Source organism: Cedecea sp. B1(4), assembly GCF_059414925.1.
The window spans coordinates 144,012-160,177 of sequence record NZ_JCAHMZ010000004.1; the positions used below are offsets into that span (position 1 = coordinate 144,012).

Genomic DNA, 16,166 nt, shown 5'->3' on the forward strand with positions numbered 1-16,166 from the left:
TGCTCCTTAGTTGGGGGTTAACTCAGCCCGCGCTCACGTCTTTCAATGGCTTTTTCTATGCGGGTCAACGCCTGACGGCAGCGCTGCAGGCGGCCTTCCAGCGCGGCCAGTTCTCGCTGAAGCTTTTGCTGGCCAGCAAGCGTGGTTTGCAGGGAAAGCTGACTTTCACGATCGCTCACCATTGCCAGCAGCCTGCGTTCGTAATCCTGATGGGTGGCCAGTTTTTCGTACAGATTTTCCTGTGCCTTTTGCTGAGGCTCGCTTTGGCGTAAATGCGCGGTGGCCAATTCCCGCTGTAGCGCGGCAATTTGCGCCACCAGCTTTTCGGCGATAAATGCCACCTGGTCCGTTTTACCGTGGCTGACGCTAAGCTGAAGCTGGGCGAGATTAGCCTGAGCTTCCTGGAGATAGTCTTTCAGCTGCGTGCTGTGGGTATGGAAAAGCTTGCGGTCGAAGCGCGCCTGGCTTGCCCGAAGCAGGGCGACCGGCTCAACGGCGGCGGCCAGCTCGGCGATCCGGGTTTCCAGGGCTTGTAACAGCGAAGCGGTTTTCACAGAATGGCTCTCCAGGGATTGTCAGAGGTTACAGCATGAAGCGTCTTATTCTACTCATCATCGGCTGGCTGGCGGTAGTGCTTGCGACGCTGGGCGTGATATTACCGCTGTTGCCGACCACGCCATTTTTGCTGCTGGCCGCGTGGTGTTTTGCCCGCTCGTCGCCGCGTTTTCACCACTGGCTGCTGTACCGTTCATGGTTTGGCAGCTATCTGCGGCACTGGCAAACGCACCGCGCGATGCCCCGGGGCGCAAAGCCAAAAGCTATCCTGTTTATTCTTGCCACCTTCGCGCTTTCGCTATGGCTGGTGAAGATAGTGTGGGTTAGAATTTTGCTGCTGGTGATACTTTGTGCGCTGTTGATCTTTATGTGGCGCATTCCGGTGGTTGATGAAGCGCAACAAAAGCGATAAACCGCAGCAGAAGCTGTTGCAATTGTCGCGTCCAGCCAGTAAATTCGAGCGTTTTCGAGCACGGGTACAGCTGGTTAACCGTTAACCAGTGGTTCACATTTGAACCCACAGGTACTCTGTTTAGTATCATGTTTTTAGCAGGCATAAACCGATGACCGCGACTGCGCAGCAGCTTGAATATCTCAAAAACAGCATTAAAAGCGTTCCTGATTACCCAAAACCAGGAATTCTGTTCCGTGACGTGACCAGCTTGCTGGAAGATCCGAAAGCATATGCCACCAGCATTGCGCTGTTAGTTTCTCGTTTCAAAGACGCCGGTATCACCAAAGTGGTGGGCACCGAGGCCCGTGGTTTCCTGTTTGGTGCTCCGGTTGCGCTGGAGCTGGGCGTGGGGTTCATTCCCGTGCGCAAACCTCGTAAGCTGCCGCGCGAAACCATCGCCGAAAGCTACGAGCTGGAATACGGCACCGACAGCCTTGAAATCCACGTAGATGCCATCAAACCGGGTGATAAAGTGCTGGTCGTGGACGATCTGCTGGCTACAGGCGGGACCATTGAAGCGACGGTGAAACTGATTCGCCGCCTCGGTGGGGAAGTGACTGATGCCGCTTTCGTTATCAACCTGTTTGACCTCGGCGGCGAGCAGCGTCTGGAAAACATGGGCGTGAAAAGCTTCTGCCTGGTGCCTTTCCCGGGCCACTAAGCTTCTTCGACCTACAGGCCTCGCCCAGCGGGTGGGGCTTTAGTTTAGAGACAAACGCCCAAAAAACGTGGTTTTTAGGCGTTTGGGCAAGCCAAAAGTTCAGATCCTTTGCTTTTTTGAGGCGAAGAGAATGCTTTTAAAGCGTCAATATCCAGTCAGATATCACAAGCCTCGCCCAGCGGGCGGGGCTTATGTTAGCATTACCCCCTCGATTCACCTTTCCCGCGAACCAGAGCCTAACTCCAGATGAGCTACCAGGTCTTAGCCCGCAAATGGCGCCCCCAAACTTTTGCTGATGTTGTCGGCCAGCAACACGTACTGACCGCGCTGGCTAATGGTTTGTCGCTGGGCCGCATCCATCATGCGTATCTTTTTTCCGGCACTCGTGGGGTGGGGAAAACCTCAATCGCTCGTCTGCTGGCGAAAGGGCTGAATTGCGAAACCGGTATTACCGCGACCCCTTGTGGCGTCTGCGATAACTGCCGTGAAATAGAACAGGGTCGCTTTGTCGACCTGATTGAGATAGACGCCGCCTCGCGTACCAAAGTAGAAGACACTCGCGATCTGCTGGACAACGTGCAGTACGCCCCCGCGCGTGGCCGCTTTAAAGTCTACCTTATTGACGAAGTGCACATGCTCTCGCGCCACAGCTTTAACGCGCTGCTTAAGACGCTGGAAGAGCCGCCTCCACACGTAAAATTCCTGCTGGCCACCACCGATCCGCAAAAGCTGCCGGTGACCATTCTTTCTCGCTGCCTGCAATTCCACCTGAAAGCGCTGGATGTCGAACAGATCCGCCATCAGTTGGAGCACATTCTTGGTGAAGAGAAGGTCGTGAGCGAGCCCCGCGCGCTGCAGCTGTTAGCCCGCGCGGCGGACGGCAGCCTGCGCGATGCGCTGAGCCTCACCGACCAGGCGATTGCCAGCGGCGACGGGCAGGTCACCACCGCCGCCGTCAGCGCTATGCTCGGCACGCTGGATGATGACCAGGCGCTGTCGCTGATTGAAGCTGTCGTCCAGGCTGACGGCCAGCGAGTAATGGCATTGCTGAACGACGCAGCCGCGCGCGGCGTGGAGTGGGAAGCTCTGCTGGTAGAAATGTCCGCGCTGCTGCACCGCGTGGCGATGGTTCAGCTTTCTCCGTCTGCCCTTGGCAGCGATATGGCAGCCATCGAACAGCGCATGCGAGAGCTTGCCCGCGTTGTTCCACCGGCCGACGTGCAGCTTTATTACCAGACATTGCTGATTGGCCGCAAAGAGCTGCCGTGGGCGCCGGATCGCCGCATGGGCGTAGAAATGACGCTGCTGCGCGCGCTGGCTTTCCATCCGCGCAAGCCGCTGCCTGAGCCGGAAGCACCTCGCCAGGCGGCAAGCATTCCGGTGATTAACCCGGTCTCACACCCGCCAGCGGTAAGGCAGCAGCAGGCGGCACCGCCGCCGGACCGGGAAGCCCCTCCGCTGCCGGATGCCACCAGCCAGATCCTCCAGGCGCGCAGCCAACTGATGCGCCAGCAGGAGGCTGATAAAGCAAAAAAGAATGAGCCGGCAGCGCAACGACTAGCGCGGCCGGCAAAAAGCTCCGCGCTGGAACGTTTGGCCTCGGTGACCGAACGCGTTCAGGCGCGCCCCGCGCCGACGGCGCTGGAAAAACCAGCGAAGCCTGAAGCCTATCGCTGGAAGGCACAAAATCCGACGGAAGTCGCTCCTGAACCGGTCGCTACACCCAAGGCGCTGAAAAAAGCGCTTGAGCATGAAAAAACGCCGGAGCTGGCGCAGAAGCTGGCCGAAGAGGCTATCGAGCGCGATGAATGGGCGGCGGAAATCAATCAGCTGGTGCTGCCAAAGCTGGTGCAACAGCTGGCGCTTAACGCCTGGAAAGAGGTGGACGGGAACCGGGTTTGCCTGCATTTGCGTCCTGGCCAGCGTCACCTGAATTCGCCATCGGCGCAAAAAACGCTGTCAGATGCCCTGAGTTCGCACCATGGTGAAGCGATAGAACTGACTATTATTGAAGATGATAATCTGGCTCGCCGCACGCCGCTGGAGTGGCGTCAGGCTATCTACGAAGAGAAGCTTGCGCAGGCGCGCGAGGCGATGAGCAACGACAGCAATATTCAGACTCTGCAAAGGTTCTTTGATGCTGAGCTGGATGAAGATAGTATTCGCCCTGTTTGATATGCCTCGCCTGGCGCGGCATAGTGTGAAACCCTGATAGCCACTCTCGCATTCTGTGAGGGCTGGCCCGATGAAAGAGAGAAGATTATGTTTGGAAAAGGCGGTCTGGGTAACCTGATGAAGCAGGCCCAGCAGATGCAGGAAAAAATGGCCCAGGCTCAGGAAGAAATCGCCAACATGGAAGTCACCGGCGAGTCCGGCGCGGGCCTGGTGAAAGTGACCATCAACGGGGCGCACAACTGCCGCCGTGTCGAAATCGACCCAAGCCTGATGGAAGATGACAAAGAGATGGTTGAAGATCTGGTTGCCGCAGCCTTCAACGATGCCGCTCGCCGTATCGGCGAAGCGCAGAAAGAAAAAATGGCTGGGGTTTCCAACGGCATGCAGTTGCCACCGGGCTTCAAAATGCCATTCTGATGCTTTTCCGCCTTCTCCCGCCCGGGAGAAGGCCGTTTTCTTACTCCTCGTCCAGCGCCTGGTAGCTCTCCGCCAGAAAATCAATCAACGCCCGCACCGCAGGTAACTGCCCTCTTCGTGAAGGGAAGACCGCATGCACGATCTCCATTCTTGCGCGCCATTCTGGCAACACGTGAACCAGCTTGCCTTGCGCCAGCGCGTCGTTAAGCATCAGCTTCGGGAGCTGCACGACGCCAATCCCGTTCAGCGCCGCGGTACGTAGCGCGATCATGTCCGTCGTTACATAGCGCGGCTTGTGGTGAACAATCACCTCCTGCTGTTCCGGGCCAAACAGGCACCAGCGATAAGTTTGCTGCGGCCTGTCCAGCGCCAGGCTTGGCCAGTGGGCGAGATCTGTAGGTGCCGCAGGCATACCCTGGCGGGCGACCAGATCAGGGCTGGCGACCAGGCACATGCTGCGGGTGGCCAGCTTGCGCATCACCAGGTCGCTGTCTTCCAGCGGCAAAGGGCGCACGCGAATAGCTAAATCAACGTTTTCGTTCAGCACGTCCACGCGGCGGTTGGTTTCCTCAAGCTGAATCACAATCTGCGGATAAAGCTGCATAAAGCGCGCCAGCATATCGCCGACGTGGACATGCAGCAGCGCTATCGGGCAGGTGAGGCGGATCAGCCCTCGCGGCTCTGACTTGAGCGTGTCGATGGCTTCCTGCGCCGCTTCTGCTTCAATCATCATTGCCTTGCAGTGGCGGTAGAAAATATGCCCGGCTTCGGTGACCGTGAAGCTCCGCGTCGAGCGCTGCAGCAGGCGGGTTTCAAGCCGCTCTTCCAGCAGCGCAATGCGGCGGCTCAGACGGGACTTTGGAATGTCGATAACCCGGCTGGCGGGGGAAAAACCGCCGTTGTCTACCACCTGCACGAAGTACCACAGATCGTTTAGATCCTGCATTTCTATTGTCCTGATTATGGAACACTGAGTCCATTTTAGCACTCTACCGGGCTGAACGTCTGACGGGTAAGCTTTATCCCATCAGAAACAACCCTTGTGGAGAGAATCATGAAATCAATTCTTGGCGTCTATACCGCACCGGCTTCCCACTGGGTGGGGGATGGTTTCCCGGTTCGTTCGCTGTTTTCTTACTCAAAATTTGCCGAGCAGCTTAGCCCGTTCCTGCTGCTGGACTACGCGGGCCCGGCGGAATTTAAGCCGAGCAATAAAGGCCAGCGTGGCGTGGATCAGCATCCGCATCGCGGTTTTGAAACCGTGACCATCGTCTACAAAGGCGAAGTGGCGCACCGTGATAACGCGGGCAACGGCGGTGTGATTGGCCCGGGGGACGTGCAATGGATGACCGCCGGGAGCGGGATCCTTCACGAGGAATACCATTCTCCGGCATTCAGCGAAGCGGGCGGCAGCCTGGAAATGGTGCAGCTGTGGGTTAACCTGCCTGCAAAAGACAAAATGACCGCGCCTGGCTATCAGCCGATTACCGACGGCGATATTCCGGTGGTCGATTTGCCGGACAATGCCGGTAAGGTTCGCGTGATTGCCGGTGGGTTTGACGGAACCAAAGGCCCGGCCAGGACCTTCTCACCAATCAGCATTTGGGATTTGCGCCTGAACCCGCAAGGCGTTACGCAGTTGGCGGTGAAAGACGGCTGGAACACGGCGCTGGTGGTGTTGAAAGGCACGGTGCTGGTCAACGGTGAAGAGGTGGCGCGTGAAGCACAGCTGGTAGTACTGGATGCCAAAGGCGAAAGCGTGACCCTTGAAGCCAATAATGACGCGGTGGTTCTGCTGCTCAGTGGTGAGCCTCTGAATGAGCCTGTGGTGGGTTATGGCCCGTTCGTGATGAACACCAAAGAGGAGATTCATCAGGCCATCGATGATTTTAATCAGGGCCGTTTCGGCAAAGACATCGCGTAAACTTTTCCCCCGGCGAGCCTTCGTGCGGGGGATATCTTTTCCTATACCCATCCGCGGGGCTAATGTTAGGCTATAGCCCACTTTTTCTCACAAGCCCGAGCGATGCAAACCAGTCCTTTACTCTCAGCCCTTATGGAATCCCTGCGCTGCCTGCCCGGCGTTGGCCCGAAATCCGCCCAGCGTATGGCGTTTGCCCTGCTGCAGCGGGACCGCAGCGGCGGCATGCGTCTGGCTCAGGCGCTGACCCGCGCCATGTCCGAGATTGGCCACTGTGCTGATTGCCGTACCTTTACCGAGCAGGAAGTTTGCTCCATTTGCTCCAATCCACGTCGCCAGGAAAACGGCCAGATTTGCGTGGTGGAGAGCCCGGCGGATATTCACGCCATCGAGCAAACCGGTCAGTTCTCTGGCCGCTACTTTGTCTTAATGGGGCACCTCTCGCCGCTGGACGGCATTGGCCCGAACGATATTGGACTGGATCGTCTTGAGCAGCGCCTTGCCAGCGAGCCGATGAAAGAAGTTATTCTTGCCACTAATCCGACGGTAGAAGGCGAAGCCACGGCAAACTACATTGCCGAGCTGTGCGCGCAGTACGGCGTTGAAGCCAGCCGTATCGCCCACGGGGTGCCGGTGGGCGGCGAGCTGGAAATGGTGGATGGCACCACGCTTTCACACTCGCTGCTTGGTCGGCATAAGATTAATTTTTAATCGGTTGGGGGAGGTTTTTGCCTCCTCCAGCTTGAAAAGGCACAAATCGCTACCATATCCCCCTCAACGTTTTCTTCATCCCGTATGATTTTGTTGAGGTATCAATGACCATGAAAGGACAAGAGACCCGCGGTTTTCAGTCAGAGGTAAAACAGCTTCTGCACCTGATGATCCATTCTCTCTATTCAAACAAAGAAATCTTCCTGCGTGAGCTGATCTCCAACGCCTCCGATGCGGCAGACAAGCTGCGCTTCCGCGCCCTGTCTAACGCCAGCCTTTACGAAGGTGACGGTGAACTGCGCGTTCGTGTCTCTTTTAACAAAGACAACCGTACCCTGACTATTGCCGATAACGGCATCGGCATGACCCGTGATGAAGTTATCGATCATCTGGGCACCATTGCTAAATCCGGCACCAAGGCTTTCCTCGAGTCCATGGGTTCTGACCAGGCGAAAGACAGCCAGCTTATCGGCCAGTTCGGCGTGGGCTTCTACTCTGCATTTATCGTGGCGGACAAAGTTACCGTTCGCACTCGTGCCGCCGGTGCCAGCGCGGAGCAGGGCGTGTTCTGGGAGTCTGAAGGCGCGGGTGAATACACCGTGGCCGACATTGAGAAAGTCGATCGTGGTACCGAAATCACGCTGCACCTGCGTGAAGGCGAAGATGAGTTCCTCGACGACTGGCGCGTTCGCTCCATTATCAGCAAATATTCTGACCACATCGCTCTGCCGGTTGAGATTGAACAGCAGGAAGAGAAAGACGGTGAAACCATCGTTAGCTGGGAAAAAATCAACAAAGCTCAGGCGCTGTGGACCCGCAGCAAATCCGAAGTTAGCGATGACGAATACAAAGAGTTCTACAAGCACATCGCACACGACTTTACCGACCCGCTGGCCTGGAGCCACAACCGCGTAGAAGGGAAGCAGGAGTACACCAGCCTGTTGTACATCCCTGCGCAGGCGCCGTGGGATATGTGGAACCGTGACCACAAACACGGGCTGAAACTCTACGTGCAGCGCGTGTTTATCATGGACGATGCCGAGCAGTTCATGCCGAACTACCTGCGCTTCGTGCGTGGCCTGATAGATTCTAACGATCTGCCGCTGAACGTTTCCCGTGAAATCCTGCAGGACAGCCGCGTGACCCAGAACCTGCGCAGCGCGCTGACCAAGCGTGTGCTGCAGATGCTGGACAAGCTGGCGAAAGACGATGCTGAGAAATACCAGACCTTCTGGAAAAACTTTGGCCTGGTGTTGAAAGAAGGCCCGGCGGAAGATAACGCGAACCAGGAAGCTATCGCTAAACTGCTGCGCTTCGCGACCACGCACAGCGACTCCTCCGCGCAGACCGTGTCGTTGGAAGAGTATGTCTCCCGCATGAAAGAAGGCCAGGAGAAGATCTACTACATCACCGCGGACAGCTACGCGGCGGCGAAGAGCAGCCCGCACCTGGAACTGCTGCGTAAGAAAGGCATCGAAGTCCTGCTGCTTTCCGATCGCATCGACGAGTGGATGATGAGCTACCTGACCGAGTTCGACGGTAAAGCGTTCCAGTCAGTCAGCAAGACCGATGAATCACTGGATAAGTTGACGGACGAAGAAACCGAAGAAGCGAAAGAAGCTGAGAAGGCGCTGGAGCCGTTCGTGGACCGCGTGAAAACCCTGCTGGGCGAGCGTGTGAAGGAAGTGCGTCTGACGCATCGTCTGACCGATACCCCGGCGATCGTCACCACTGACAGCAACGACATGAGCACCCAGATGGCGAAACTGTTTGCCGCTGCGGGCCAGGAAGTGCCGGAAGTGAAGTACATCTTCGAGCTTAACCCGGAGCATGCGCTGGTGAAACGCGCTGCGGATACGCAGGATGACGCGCAGTTTAGCGAGTGGGTTGAGCTGCTGCTTGACCAGGCGCTGTTAGCTGAGCGCGGCCAGCTGGAAGATCCTAACCAGTTCATCCGCCGCATGAACCAGCTGCTGGTTTCTTAAGTCCGATTGATTATCTGACAAAAACCACCTGTATAGACAGGTGGTTTTTTTTCACTTAAATATTCAGGCACAGTAACTGCAGAAAATTTCATGCTTTAAAAAGTAAGGTTATTTTTCTGTCGGAATACGGGCTATGGATGTTGAATTTCAGATATTACAGCCACTTTATTTTGCTTTCCCAACCTTTCAGTTCCATGCACTGATTAAATAACCGGTCCCGGCTTTCGCTATTCACGTCCATCACATAGCTTTCAATTTCTGGTTTTTTTACCGCCCGGGTTTTCTCGCCATCACACTCATCTTTTTTAGTACAGGCTTCGTAGTAAGTGGTGTACTTAGTACGTTGTGCAACCTCATTCCTTACCGGAAAAGCCTGCTGGGACTGGGTTTCACAGTCTCCTCGTGCGCTGGTGTACTCCTGCGCGTTACTGCGGGTTTTTACCCACTGAGATGTGCACCCGCTTAGCAGCAAACAACAGATAATGGCAATTAAGGGCTTATTCATGGCGGGCGCTCTTCCTCTTAGCAAAATAGATCTCCTGGTTAACAGCCTGACGACAAACAGCGTCGGCAGGCTGTGTTGGCCGTCATTATAATTGCTGTACATAAACCTAATCTATATAGCAGGTCTTTTTCAGCAAGCCTGACGGTTCATAAATTACCAGGCGAAGACCTTATTATTCCCCCGATGAGATAAGGGATAAGTCCGCTGCTGTAAAATAAAAATGCTGTTTGGCTGAACCGATTCTGGCTTCATTCAGGTCCGCTAAGTGGTCGGGATTCAGGCGAAACCGAGGCCCGGGGCTTCAGCCTGAGCGCCTCCCTTCCTTGTGATGATACCGCCTTTAGTGGTATGGTTTTCGCCTCAAATTCGATTGAATAATTAAATGTATGGGGAATTACGCAATGCGTATCATTCTGCTCGGCGCACCGGGCGCAGGTAAAGGGACTCAGGCTCAGTTCATCATGGAGAAATACGGTATTCCGCAAATCTCCACCGGTGATATGCTGCGTGCTGCGGTTAAATCTGGTTCAGAACTGGGTAAACAGGCCAAAGACATCATGGATGCTGGCAAACTGGTGACCGATGAGCTGGTTATCGCCCTGGTTAAAGAGCGCATTGCGCAGGAAGACTGCCGTAACGGTTTCCTGCTGGACGGTTTCCCACGCACTATCCCGCAGGCAGACGCCATGAAAGAAGCGGGCATCAAGGTCGATTTCGTGCTGGAGTTCGACGTACCTGACGAGCTGATCGTTGACCGCATCGTGGGTCGCCGCGTGCACGCTGCTTCTGGCCGCGTTTACCACATTAAATTCAACCCGCCTAAGGTTGAAGGTAAAGACGACGTGACCGGCGAAGAGCTGACCACCCGTAAAGACGACCAGGAAGAAACTGTGCGTAAACGCCTGGTGGAATACCATCAGATGACCGCGCCGCTGATCGGCTACTACTCTAAAGAAGCGCAGGCGGGCAACACGCAATACGCTAAAGTTGACGGCACTCAGGCCGTGGCTGACGTTCGCGCTGAACTGGAAAAAATCCTCGGATAATTTCCCGCTGCAGCAAAAAATACCAGGGCATGCCCTGGTATTTTTTTGCCCATAATTTCCCCTTTCACTGTAATCGGTTCTCGTTTCGCTCTTTTACGTTACAATTGACGGCAATTTACAGATAAGGGGTGGGAATGAATCAGGAAAAAATTGGCATCTTACTGGCTAACCTTGGTACGCCGAGCGCCCCGACACCGGCGGCGGTCAACCGCTATCTTCGTCAGTTCCTGAGCGATAAGCGCGTGGTAGATACGCCCCGCCTGCTTTGGTGGCCGCTGCTGCGCGGCATCATTCTGCCGATCCGTTCACCGCGTGTCGCCAAACTCTATCAGTCCATCTGGATGGAAGAGGGCTCGCCCTTGATGGTATACAGCCGTCGGCAGGAAAAAGCGCTGGCGCAGCAGCTGCCGGACACGCCGGTTGCGCTGGGGATGAGCTACGGCGAACCGTCGCTCAAAAGCGCCGTGGACGACCTCCTAGCGCAGAACGTGACGCACATTGTGGTGCTGCCGCTTTATCCGCAGTTTTCCTGCTCAACCGTGGCGGCGGTATGGGACGAGCTGGGGCGGATCTTCGCCGATTACCGCAGCCTGCCTTCTATTTCCCTGATTCGCGACTACGCGACAGAGCCGGCTTACATCAACGCGCTGGCGGCCTCGGTCAAACGCTCTTTTGCCGAACACGGTGAACCGGACGTGCTGCTGCTTTCCTATCACGGTATTCCGCAGCGCTACGCGAATGAAGGCGATGATTACCCGCAGCGCTGCCGCGACACCACCCGCGAACTGCTGAGCGCCCTTGAGCTGCCGCCGGAAAAAGTGATGATGACCTACCAGTCCCGCTTTGGCCGCGAACCCTGGCTGATGCCGTACACCGACGAAACGTTGAAAATGCTGGCCGAAAAGGGCGTGAAGCATATTCAGGTGATGTGCCCGGGCTTCTCCGCTGACTGCCTGGAAACGCTGGAAGAGATGGCGGTCCAGAACCGGGAAGTGTTTATCGAGGCGGGCGGGACGAAATACGAGTACATTCCGGCGCTGAATGACGATCCGGCCCATATCGCGATGATGATGAATCTGGTGGAGCGGTATCGCAAATAGAAACCTGAGGCGGGGAATGCTACTATTCTCCGCCTTATTATCCAGCCCCGTAACGACACCATGAAATTTCCCGGTAAACGCAAATCCAAACACTACTTCCCCGTCAGCGCCCGCGACCCGCTCTTACAGCAAACTCAGCCTGAGGCCGAAAGCGGCTCTTCCTGGGTGGTCGGTATCGACCAAACGCTGGTCGATATTGAAGCCAAAGTGGACGATGAATTTGTACAGCGTTACGGGCTGAGTTTTGGCCATTCTCTGGTGATTGAGGATGACGTGGCCGACGCGCTCTACAAAGAGCTGGTCGACAACAACCTGATTACCCACCAGTTCGCCGGAGGCACCATCGGCAATACCATGCACAATTACTCGGTGCTGGCCGATGACCGCTCGGTGCTGCTCGGTGTGATGTGCCGTAATGTCGAGATTGGCAGCTACGCCTACCGCTACCTCTGCAATACCTCCAGCCGGACCGACCTTAACTATTTGCAAGGCGTTGACGGCCCGATTGGCCGCTGCTTTACGCTGATTGGCGACCAGGGCGAGCGTACCTTTGCCATCAGCCCGGGCCACATGAACCAGCTACGTGCGGATAGCATTCCGGAAGAAGTGATTGCCGGGGCATCCGCGCTGGTGCTGACCTCTTATCTGGTGCGCTGCAAGCCGGGCGAGCCGATGCCGGAGGCCACCATGCAGGCGATTGCCTGGGCGAAGAAACACAACGTGCCGGTGGTACTGACTCTGGGCACCAAATACGTGATTGCCGAAAACCCGACCTGGTGGCAGGCCTTCCTGAGCGAGCACGTTTCGATCCTGGCGATGAACGAAGAAGAGGGTGAAGCGCTAACCGGTGAAAGCGATCCGCTGCTGGCCGCCGACAAGGCGCTGGACTGGGTTGACCTGGTGCTTTGCACCGCCGGGCCGGTAGGCCTTTATATGGCGGGTTATACCGAAGAGACCGCGAAGCGTAAAACCCAGCACCCACTTCTGCCTGGTGCGATTGCCGAATTTAACCAGTTCGAATTTAGCCGCGCGATGCGCCTGAAAGACTGCGCTGAGCCGCTGCGAATCTACTCCCACATCGCGCCATATATGGGCGGCCCGGAGAAGATCATGAACACCAACGGCGCGGGGGACGGGGCGCTTGCGGCGCTGTTGCACGATATCACCGCGAACAATTACCACCGCAGTAACGTGCCGAATTCCAGCAAACATAAGCTGACCTGGCTGACTTATTCCTCGCTGGCCCAGGTATGCAAATACGCCAACCGCGTGAGCTATCAGGTTCTGAACCAGCATTCTCCGCGCCTGACGCGCGGCCTGCCTGAGCGGGAAGACAGCCTCGAAGAGTCTTACTGGGAACGTTAAGCTGAAAAGCTGAGCCTGAAAGCTCAGCTTTTTTGGGCGTGGGCAGGTGTTAGACCTGCCCTAAAACAGAATTAACCCGTCACCGCTTCCTATGTGACCGGCGGTACCAGCAGCCCAAGCATGGTATTGGCAATCTCTCTTTCTCCCATCACAACCTGATTAGCGCCACGCTCGGTGATGTAATCCACTTCGTCGTCGTAATGTGCGCGAGCGATGATTTCGATATCCGGGCATTTTGCTCTGGCCGTCGCGACGATTTCACCGGCTTCGTAGCCGTTAGGAATGGTCAGCAGCAGCCAGCGTGCGCAGTCCAGATGCGCCAAGTTCATGATCTCTTCGTTAGCGGCATTGCCCAGCACGGCGCGGATGCCACGCTCGCGCAGCTCATCCACGCGGCTGCGGGAGGTTTCAATCACCACCAGTGGTACGCCTTCGGCAATAAGCTTCTCGCCAAGCAGGCTACCGACGCGGCCATAGCCGACCAGCAGCGCATGGTTGCAGATATCCACAGGGATTTGTTTTTCTTCCTCGATGGCTTCTTCCAGGGTTTGCTCGTCCAGCGTTTCGGTTTTCTCGAGGTAGCGCTCAAGCACGGCAAACAGAATTGGGTTCAGCATAATCGACAGAATTGCGCCAGCCAGCACCAAATTCTGCCCCGTTTGTGGCAACAGGTTCAGCGCCATGCCGAGGCCGGCCAGAATAAAGGCGAACTCACCGATCTGCGCGAGGCTGGTGGCGATGGTCAGCGCGGTCCGCTGGGAGTGACCAAACATGCGCACCAGCAGGAACGCCGCCAGGGATTTACCGAAGATGATGATGGCCAGCGTGCCCAGTACCGCCAGCGGTTCCTGAATCAGAATCAGCGGATCAAACAGCATGCCGACGGAAACAAAGAACAGCACCGCAAACGCATCGCGCAGCGGCAGGGTGTCGTGTGCCGCGCGGTGGCTTAGCTCGGATTCATTCAGCACCATACCGGCAAAGAAGGCACCCAGCGCAAAGGAGACATCAAACAATTCAACCGCGCCGAATGCGATGCCCAGCGCCAGCGCCAGCACGGAAAGGGTAAACAGCTCGCGGGAGCCTGTCGCTGCGCTGCGAGCCAGAATCCAAGGCACAAGGCGGCGGCCTACCAGCATCATCAGGGCAATAAAGGCAGCGACCTTCCCGATGGTGATCGCCATATCCAGGCTCAGGGAAGCCAGGCCAACGTCGCCTTTTTCCAGCATCCCGGCGACGGCGGGTAACAGCACCAGCGTCAACACCATCACCAGGTCTTCAACAATCAGCCAGCCGATGGCAATCTGCCCTCGCTGGGTGTCAATCAACTGCCTCTCTTCAAGCGCACGCAACAGCACCACGGTACTTGCCGTCGACAAACACAGCCCGAAGACGATGCCGGTCATCAATGACCAGCCCATCAGCCAGGAGAGCACCATGCCCAGCAGCGTCGCGACGCCTATTTGCGCGATGGCACCGGGGATGGCGATGGCCTTTACCGCCATCAAATCCTTCAATGAAAAATGCAGCCCGACGCCGAACATCAGCAGAATCACGCCTAATTCCGCCAGCTCAGGGGCAAGTTTAGTATCAGCAACAAAACCGGGAGTAAAAGGTCCAGCCAGCACGCCAGCTAATAAATAGCCCACCAGCGGAGATATACGCAGCTTGTTAGCCAGCATACCCAGTAAAAAAGCGAGCACGAGACCACCAACAATGGTGGTAATAAGCGGTGTGGCGTGATGCATTCCGTCTCCTTTGGTTGGCCGATGTTCCAAAACTTTCTGTTACACAGTTTATGACAATTTCTTTATCGGCGTTTATGAATAATTGTTGAATTTTGAATAAAAAGCGCATTTCGATAAAAAAAAGGCCCTGAGTAGCATTTAACTCAGTTATGTGGGGAAACTACCAGAGGGGTATGGCGACAGGAGGCGGCCAAAGCAATACTTTGGCCGCTAAAAGCTACGCCTTGTGGCGATTATCGGGCAGGAATATTGTAATAATGCCGAGCAATGGCAAGAAGGCACATATTTTGTAGACCAACTCGATGCTGGTGTGGTCAGCAATTAACCCAAGCACCGCTGCGCCAAGGCCACCCATGCCAAAGGCAAATCCGAAAAAGAGCCCGGAAACCATACCGATACGGCCAGGAAGCAGTTCCTGGGCATACACCAGGATGGCGGAGAATGCGGAGGCTAAAATGAAGCCAATGATCACCGTCAGGACGCCCGTCCAGTAAAGTGATGCGTAGGGTAAAACAAGGGTAAATGGCGCCACGCCGAGGATAGAGCCCCAAATCACGTATTTTCTGCCAATCTTATCCCCCACGGGGCCACCGATCACCGTGCCTGCCGCGACGGCAAACAGGAAAGCGAACAGGTGAATCTGGGCATTTTGTACGGATAATCCGAATTTTTGCATCAGGTAGAAAGTGAAGTAGCTGCTGATGCTCGCCATATAAAAGTATTTAGAGAATATCAGCAGCAGCAAAATAGAAACCGCCAGAATCACTTTGTTGCGCGGCAGCGGGTTGATCACCGGCATGGCAGGGCGGCTTTTGGCGATTTTATGCTGAGCGGCGTACCAGCGGCTAATTTGCAGCAGAACCACGATAGCCAGCAGGGCGGCTAGCACGAACCACGCCACGTTACCTTTACCGTAAGGCGCGATAATAATAGCTGCCAGTAATGGCCCCAGAGAGCTGCCGAAGTTACCGCCCACCTGGAACAGCGACTGCGCAAGTCCGTGGCGGCCACCGGACGCCATACGCGCCACGCGCGAGGACTCAGGGTGGAAGACGGACGAACCGGTACCCACCAAAGCAGCAGCCACCAGAACGGCCGGGAAGCTGCCCGCCAGCGCCAGTAGCACCAGGCCGCAAAGGGTAAAGCACATACCGATCGGCAACGACCACGGCATCGGGTATTTGTCGGTGTAGTAGCCCACCAGCGGCTGTAGCAGCGATGAAGAGAGCTGGAAGGTCAGGGTGATCATCCCGATTTGCATAAAGCTCAGGGAGAACTCGGCCTGAAGTAGCGGATAGATAGCCAGAATCAGCGACTGGATCATGTCGTTAAGCAGGTGGGAGAGGCTTATAGCGCCGAGGATCCCAAATGCGGTGCGCGCTTTTTTTTGCTCCGGGGGCGTGCCCGGCTGCGTGAGGGTTTGAGAGCTTGCCATAATTACCTGTACGAACGGTTATTGTTTTTAGAGCGGGCGACGCAGGAAATCGTCCGGAAGAAATTCTTACCCTGCTAACATACTCGCG

General features: G+C 56.1%; 15 protein-coding genes and 1 other annotated feature. Of the genes, 10 read left to right on the forward strand and 5 right to left on the reverse strand.

Annotated elements, in window-relative coordinates:
- Positions 1 to 17 precede the first annotated feature (17 nt).
- A complete protein-coding gene (gene priC, locus ACR6JA_RS10290) occupies positions 18 to 554 on the reverse strand; it encodes a primosomal replication protein PriC (protein ID WP_494492690.1) in 537 nt (178 codons plus the stop codon).
- Between the two features lie 35 nt (positions 555 to 589).
- Between priC and ACR6JA_RS10295 the strand changes: the two genes are divergently transcribed.
- The 4 genes from ACR6JA_RS10295 (at position 590) to ACR6JA_RS10310 (ending at position 4,262) form a co-directional block, all read left to right on the forward strand.
- Positions 590 to 967, forward strand: coding sequence for a DUF454 family protein (locus ACR6JA_RS10295; RefSeq protein WP_336819174.1), 378 nt, complete (start codon positions 590 to 592; stop codon positions 965 to 967).
- A gap of 151 nt (positions 968 to 1,118) precedes the next feature.
- Positions 1,119 to 1,670, forward strand: a complete 552-nt coding sequence (gene apt, locus ACR6JA_RS10300) for an adenine phosphoribosyltransferase (RefSeq protein WP_008460281.1) — start codon at positions 1,119 to 1,121, stop codon at positions 1,668 to 1,670.
- 246 nt (positions 1,671 to 1,916) lie between these two features.
- Entirely contained in the window at positions 1,917 to 3,845 is a 1,929-nt protein-coding gene (gene dnaX / locus ACR6JA_RS10305; protein ID WP_213715613.1) for a DNA polymerase III subunit gamma/tau, read from the forward strand.
- Positions 3,181 to 3,245, forward strand: a sequence feature (DnaX frameshifting element). It overlaps the preceding gene by 65 nt.
- Before the next feature lie 87 nt (positions 3,846 to 3,932).
- Positions 3,933 to 4,262, forward strand: a complete 330-nt coding sequence (locus ACR6JA_RS10310; protein ID WP_008460260.1) for a YbaB/EbfC family nucleoid-associated protein — start codon at positions 3,933 to 3,935, stop codon at positions 4,260 to 4,262.
- Between the two features lie 40 nt (positions 4,263 to 4,302).
- Here the strand turns inward: ACR6JA_RS10310 and ACR6JA_RS10315 are convergent, their stop codons facing one another.
- Entirely contained in the window at positions 4,303 to 5,208 is a 906-nt protein-coding gene (locus ACR6JA_RS10315; RefSeq protein WP_494492691.1) for a LysR family transcriptional regulator, read from the reverse strand.
- A 108-nt stretch (positions 5,209 to 5,316) separates the two neighbouring features.
- Between ACR6JA_RS10315 and ACR6JA_RS10320 the strand changes: the two genes are divergently transcribed.
- The 3 genes from ACR6JA_RS10320 to htpG all read left to right on the forward strand — a co-directional run bounded on the left by ACR6JA_RS10320 (position 5,317) and on the right by htpG (position 8,879).
- Complete coding sequence (locus ACR6JA_RS10320) at positions 5,317 to 6,186, forward strand: pirin family protein (protein ID WP_494492692.1); 870 nt, start codon at positions 5,317 to 5,319, stop codon at positions 6,184 to 6,186.
- Positions 6,187 to 6,288: 102 nt separating this feature from the next.
- The gene (recR, locus tag ACR6JA_RS10325; protein ID WP_008460255.1) at positions 6,289 to 6,894 is read left to right on the forward strand and encodes a recombination mediator RecR; all 606 of its coding nucleotides are present in this window, start codon (positions 6,289 to 6,291) and stop codon (positions 6,892 to 6,894) included.
- Positions 6,895 to 7,004: 110 nt separating this feature from the next.
- Positions 7,005 to 8,879, forward strand: coding sequence for a molecular chaperone HtpG (gene htpG / locus ACR6JA_RS10330; RefSeq protein ID WP_494492693.1), 1,875 nt, complete (start codon positions 7,005 to 7,007; stop codon positions 8,877 to 8,879).
- Between the two features lie 154 nt (positions 8,880 to 9,033).
- Here htpG and ACR6JA_RS10335 read toward each other — a convergent pair whose 3' ends face one another.
- Entirely contained in the window at positions 9,034 to 9,384 is a 351-nt protein-coding gene (locus tag ACR6JA_RS10335) for a hypothetical protein (protein ID WP_008460252.1), read from the reverse strand.
- 401 nt (positions 9,385 to 9,785) lie between these two features.
- Between ACR6JA_RS10335 and adk the strand changes: the two genes are divergently transcribed.
- The 3 genes from adk to ACR6JA_RS10350 all read left to right on the forward strand — a co-directional run bounded on the left by adk (position 9,786) and on the right by ACR6JA_RS10350 (position 12,895).
- Complete coding sequence (gene adk, locus ACR6JA_RS10340) at positions 9,786 to 10,430, forward strand: adenylate kinase (RefSeq protein WP_008460251.1); 645 nt, start codon at positions 9,786 to 9,788, stop codon at positions 10,428 to 10,430.
- A 134-nt stretch (positions 10,431 to 10,564) separates the two neighbouring features.
- Positions 10,565 to 11,530: a ferrochelatase gene (gene hemH / locus ACR6JA_RS10345; RefSeq protein WP_494492694.1), complete on the forward strand. Its 966-nt coding sequence runs from the start codon at positions 10,565 to 10,567 to the stop codon at positions 11,528 to 11,530.
- Between the two features lie 60 nt (positions 11,531 to 11,590).
- On the forward strand, positions 11,591 to 12,895 hold the full coding sequence (locus tag ACR6JA_RS10350; RefSeq protein ID WP_008460248.1) for an inosine/guanosine kinase: 1,305 nt from the start codon (positions 11,591 to 11,593) through the stop codon (positions 12,893 to 12,895).
- Positions 12,896 to 12,984: 89 nt separating this feature from the next.
- Here ACR6JA_RS10350 and ybaL read toward each other — a convergent pair whose 3' ends face one another.
- Positions 12,985 to 14,643, reverse strand: coding sequence for a YbaL family putative K(+) efflux transporter (gene ybaL / locus ACR6JA_RS10355; RefSeq protein ID WP_494492695.1), 1,659 nt, complete (start codon positions 14,641 to 14,643; stop codon positions 12,985 to 12,987).
- A gap of 217 nt (positions 14,644 to 14,860) precedes the next feature.
- On the reverse strand, positions 14,861 to 16,078 hold the full coding sequence (locus ACR6JA_RS10360) for an MFS transporter (protein WP_494492696.1): 1,218 nt from the start codon (positions 16,076 to 16,078) through the stop codon (positions 14,861 to 14,863).
- Positions 16,079 to 16,166: the final 88 nt, after the last annotated feature.

Excerpts from the sequence above, each read along its gene's own strand:
- ACR6JA_RS10295 (WP_336819174.1), top strand. The coding sequence starts at position 590 with ATGAAGCGTCTTATTCTACTCATCATCGGCTGGCTGGCGGTAGTGCTT.
- apt (WP_008460281.1), top strand. The coding sequence starts at position 1,119 with ATGACCGCGACTGCGCAGCAGCTTGAATATCTCAAAAACAGCATTAAA.
- dnaX (WP_213715613.1), top strand. The coding sequence starts at position 1,917 with ATGAGCTACCAGGTCTTAGCCCGCAAATGGCGCCCCCAAACTTTTGCT.
- ACR6JA_RS10310 (WP_008460260.1), top strand. The coding sequence starts at position 3,933 with ATGTTTGGAAAAGGCGGTCTGGGTAACCTGATGAAGCAGGCCCAGCAG.
- ACR6JA_RS10315 (WP_494492691.1), bottom strand. The coding sequence starts at position 5,208 with ATGCAGGATCTAAACGATCTGTGGTACTTCGTGCAGGTGGTAGACAAC.
- ACR6JA_RS10320 (WP_494492692.1), top strand. The coding sequence starts at position 5,317 with ATGAAATCAATTCTTGGCGTCTATACCGCACCGGCTTCCCACTGGGTG.
- recR (WP_008460255.1), top strand. The coding sequence starts at position 6,289 with ATGCAAACCAGTCCTTTACTCTCAGCCCTTATGGAATCCCTGCGCTGC.
- htpG (WP_494492693.1), top strand. The coding sequence starts at position 7,005 with ATGAAAGGACAAGAGACCCGCGGTTTTCAGTCAGAGGTAAAACAGCTT.
- ACR6JA_RS10335 (WP_008460252.1), bottom strand. The coding sequence starts at position 9,384 with ATGAATAAGCCCTTAATTGCCATTATCTGTTGTTTGCTGCTAAGCGGG.
- adk (WP_008460251.1), top strand. The coding sequence starts at position 9,786 with ATGCGTATCATTCTGCTCGGCGCACCGGGCGCAGGTAAAGGGACTCAG.
- hemH (WP_494492694.1), top strand. The coding sequence starts at position 10,565 with ATGAATCAGGAAAAAATTGGCATCTTACTGGCTAACCTTGGTACGCCG.
- ACR6JA_RS10350 (WP_008460248.1), top strand. The coding sequence starts at position 11,591 with ATGAAATTTCCCGGTAAACGCAAATCCAAACACTACTTCCCCGTCAGC.
- ybaL (WP_494492695.1), bottom strand. The coding sequence starts at position 14,643 with ATGCATCACGCCACACCGCTTATTACCACCATTGTTGGTGGTCTCGTG.
- ACR6JA_RS10360 (WP_494492696.1), bottom strand. The coding sequence starts at position 16,078 with ATGGCAAGCTCTCAAACCCTCACGCAGCCGGGCACGCCCCCGGAGCAA.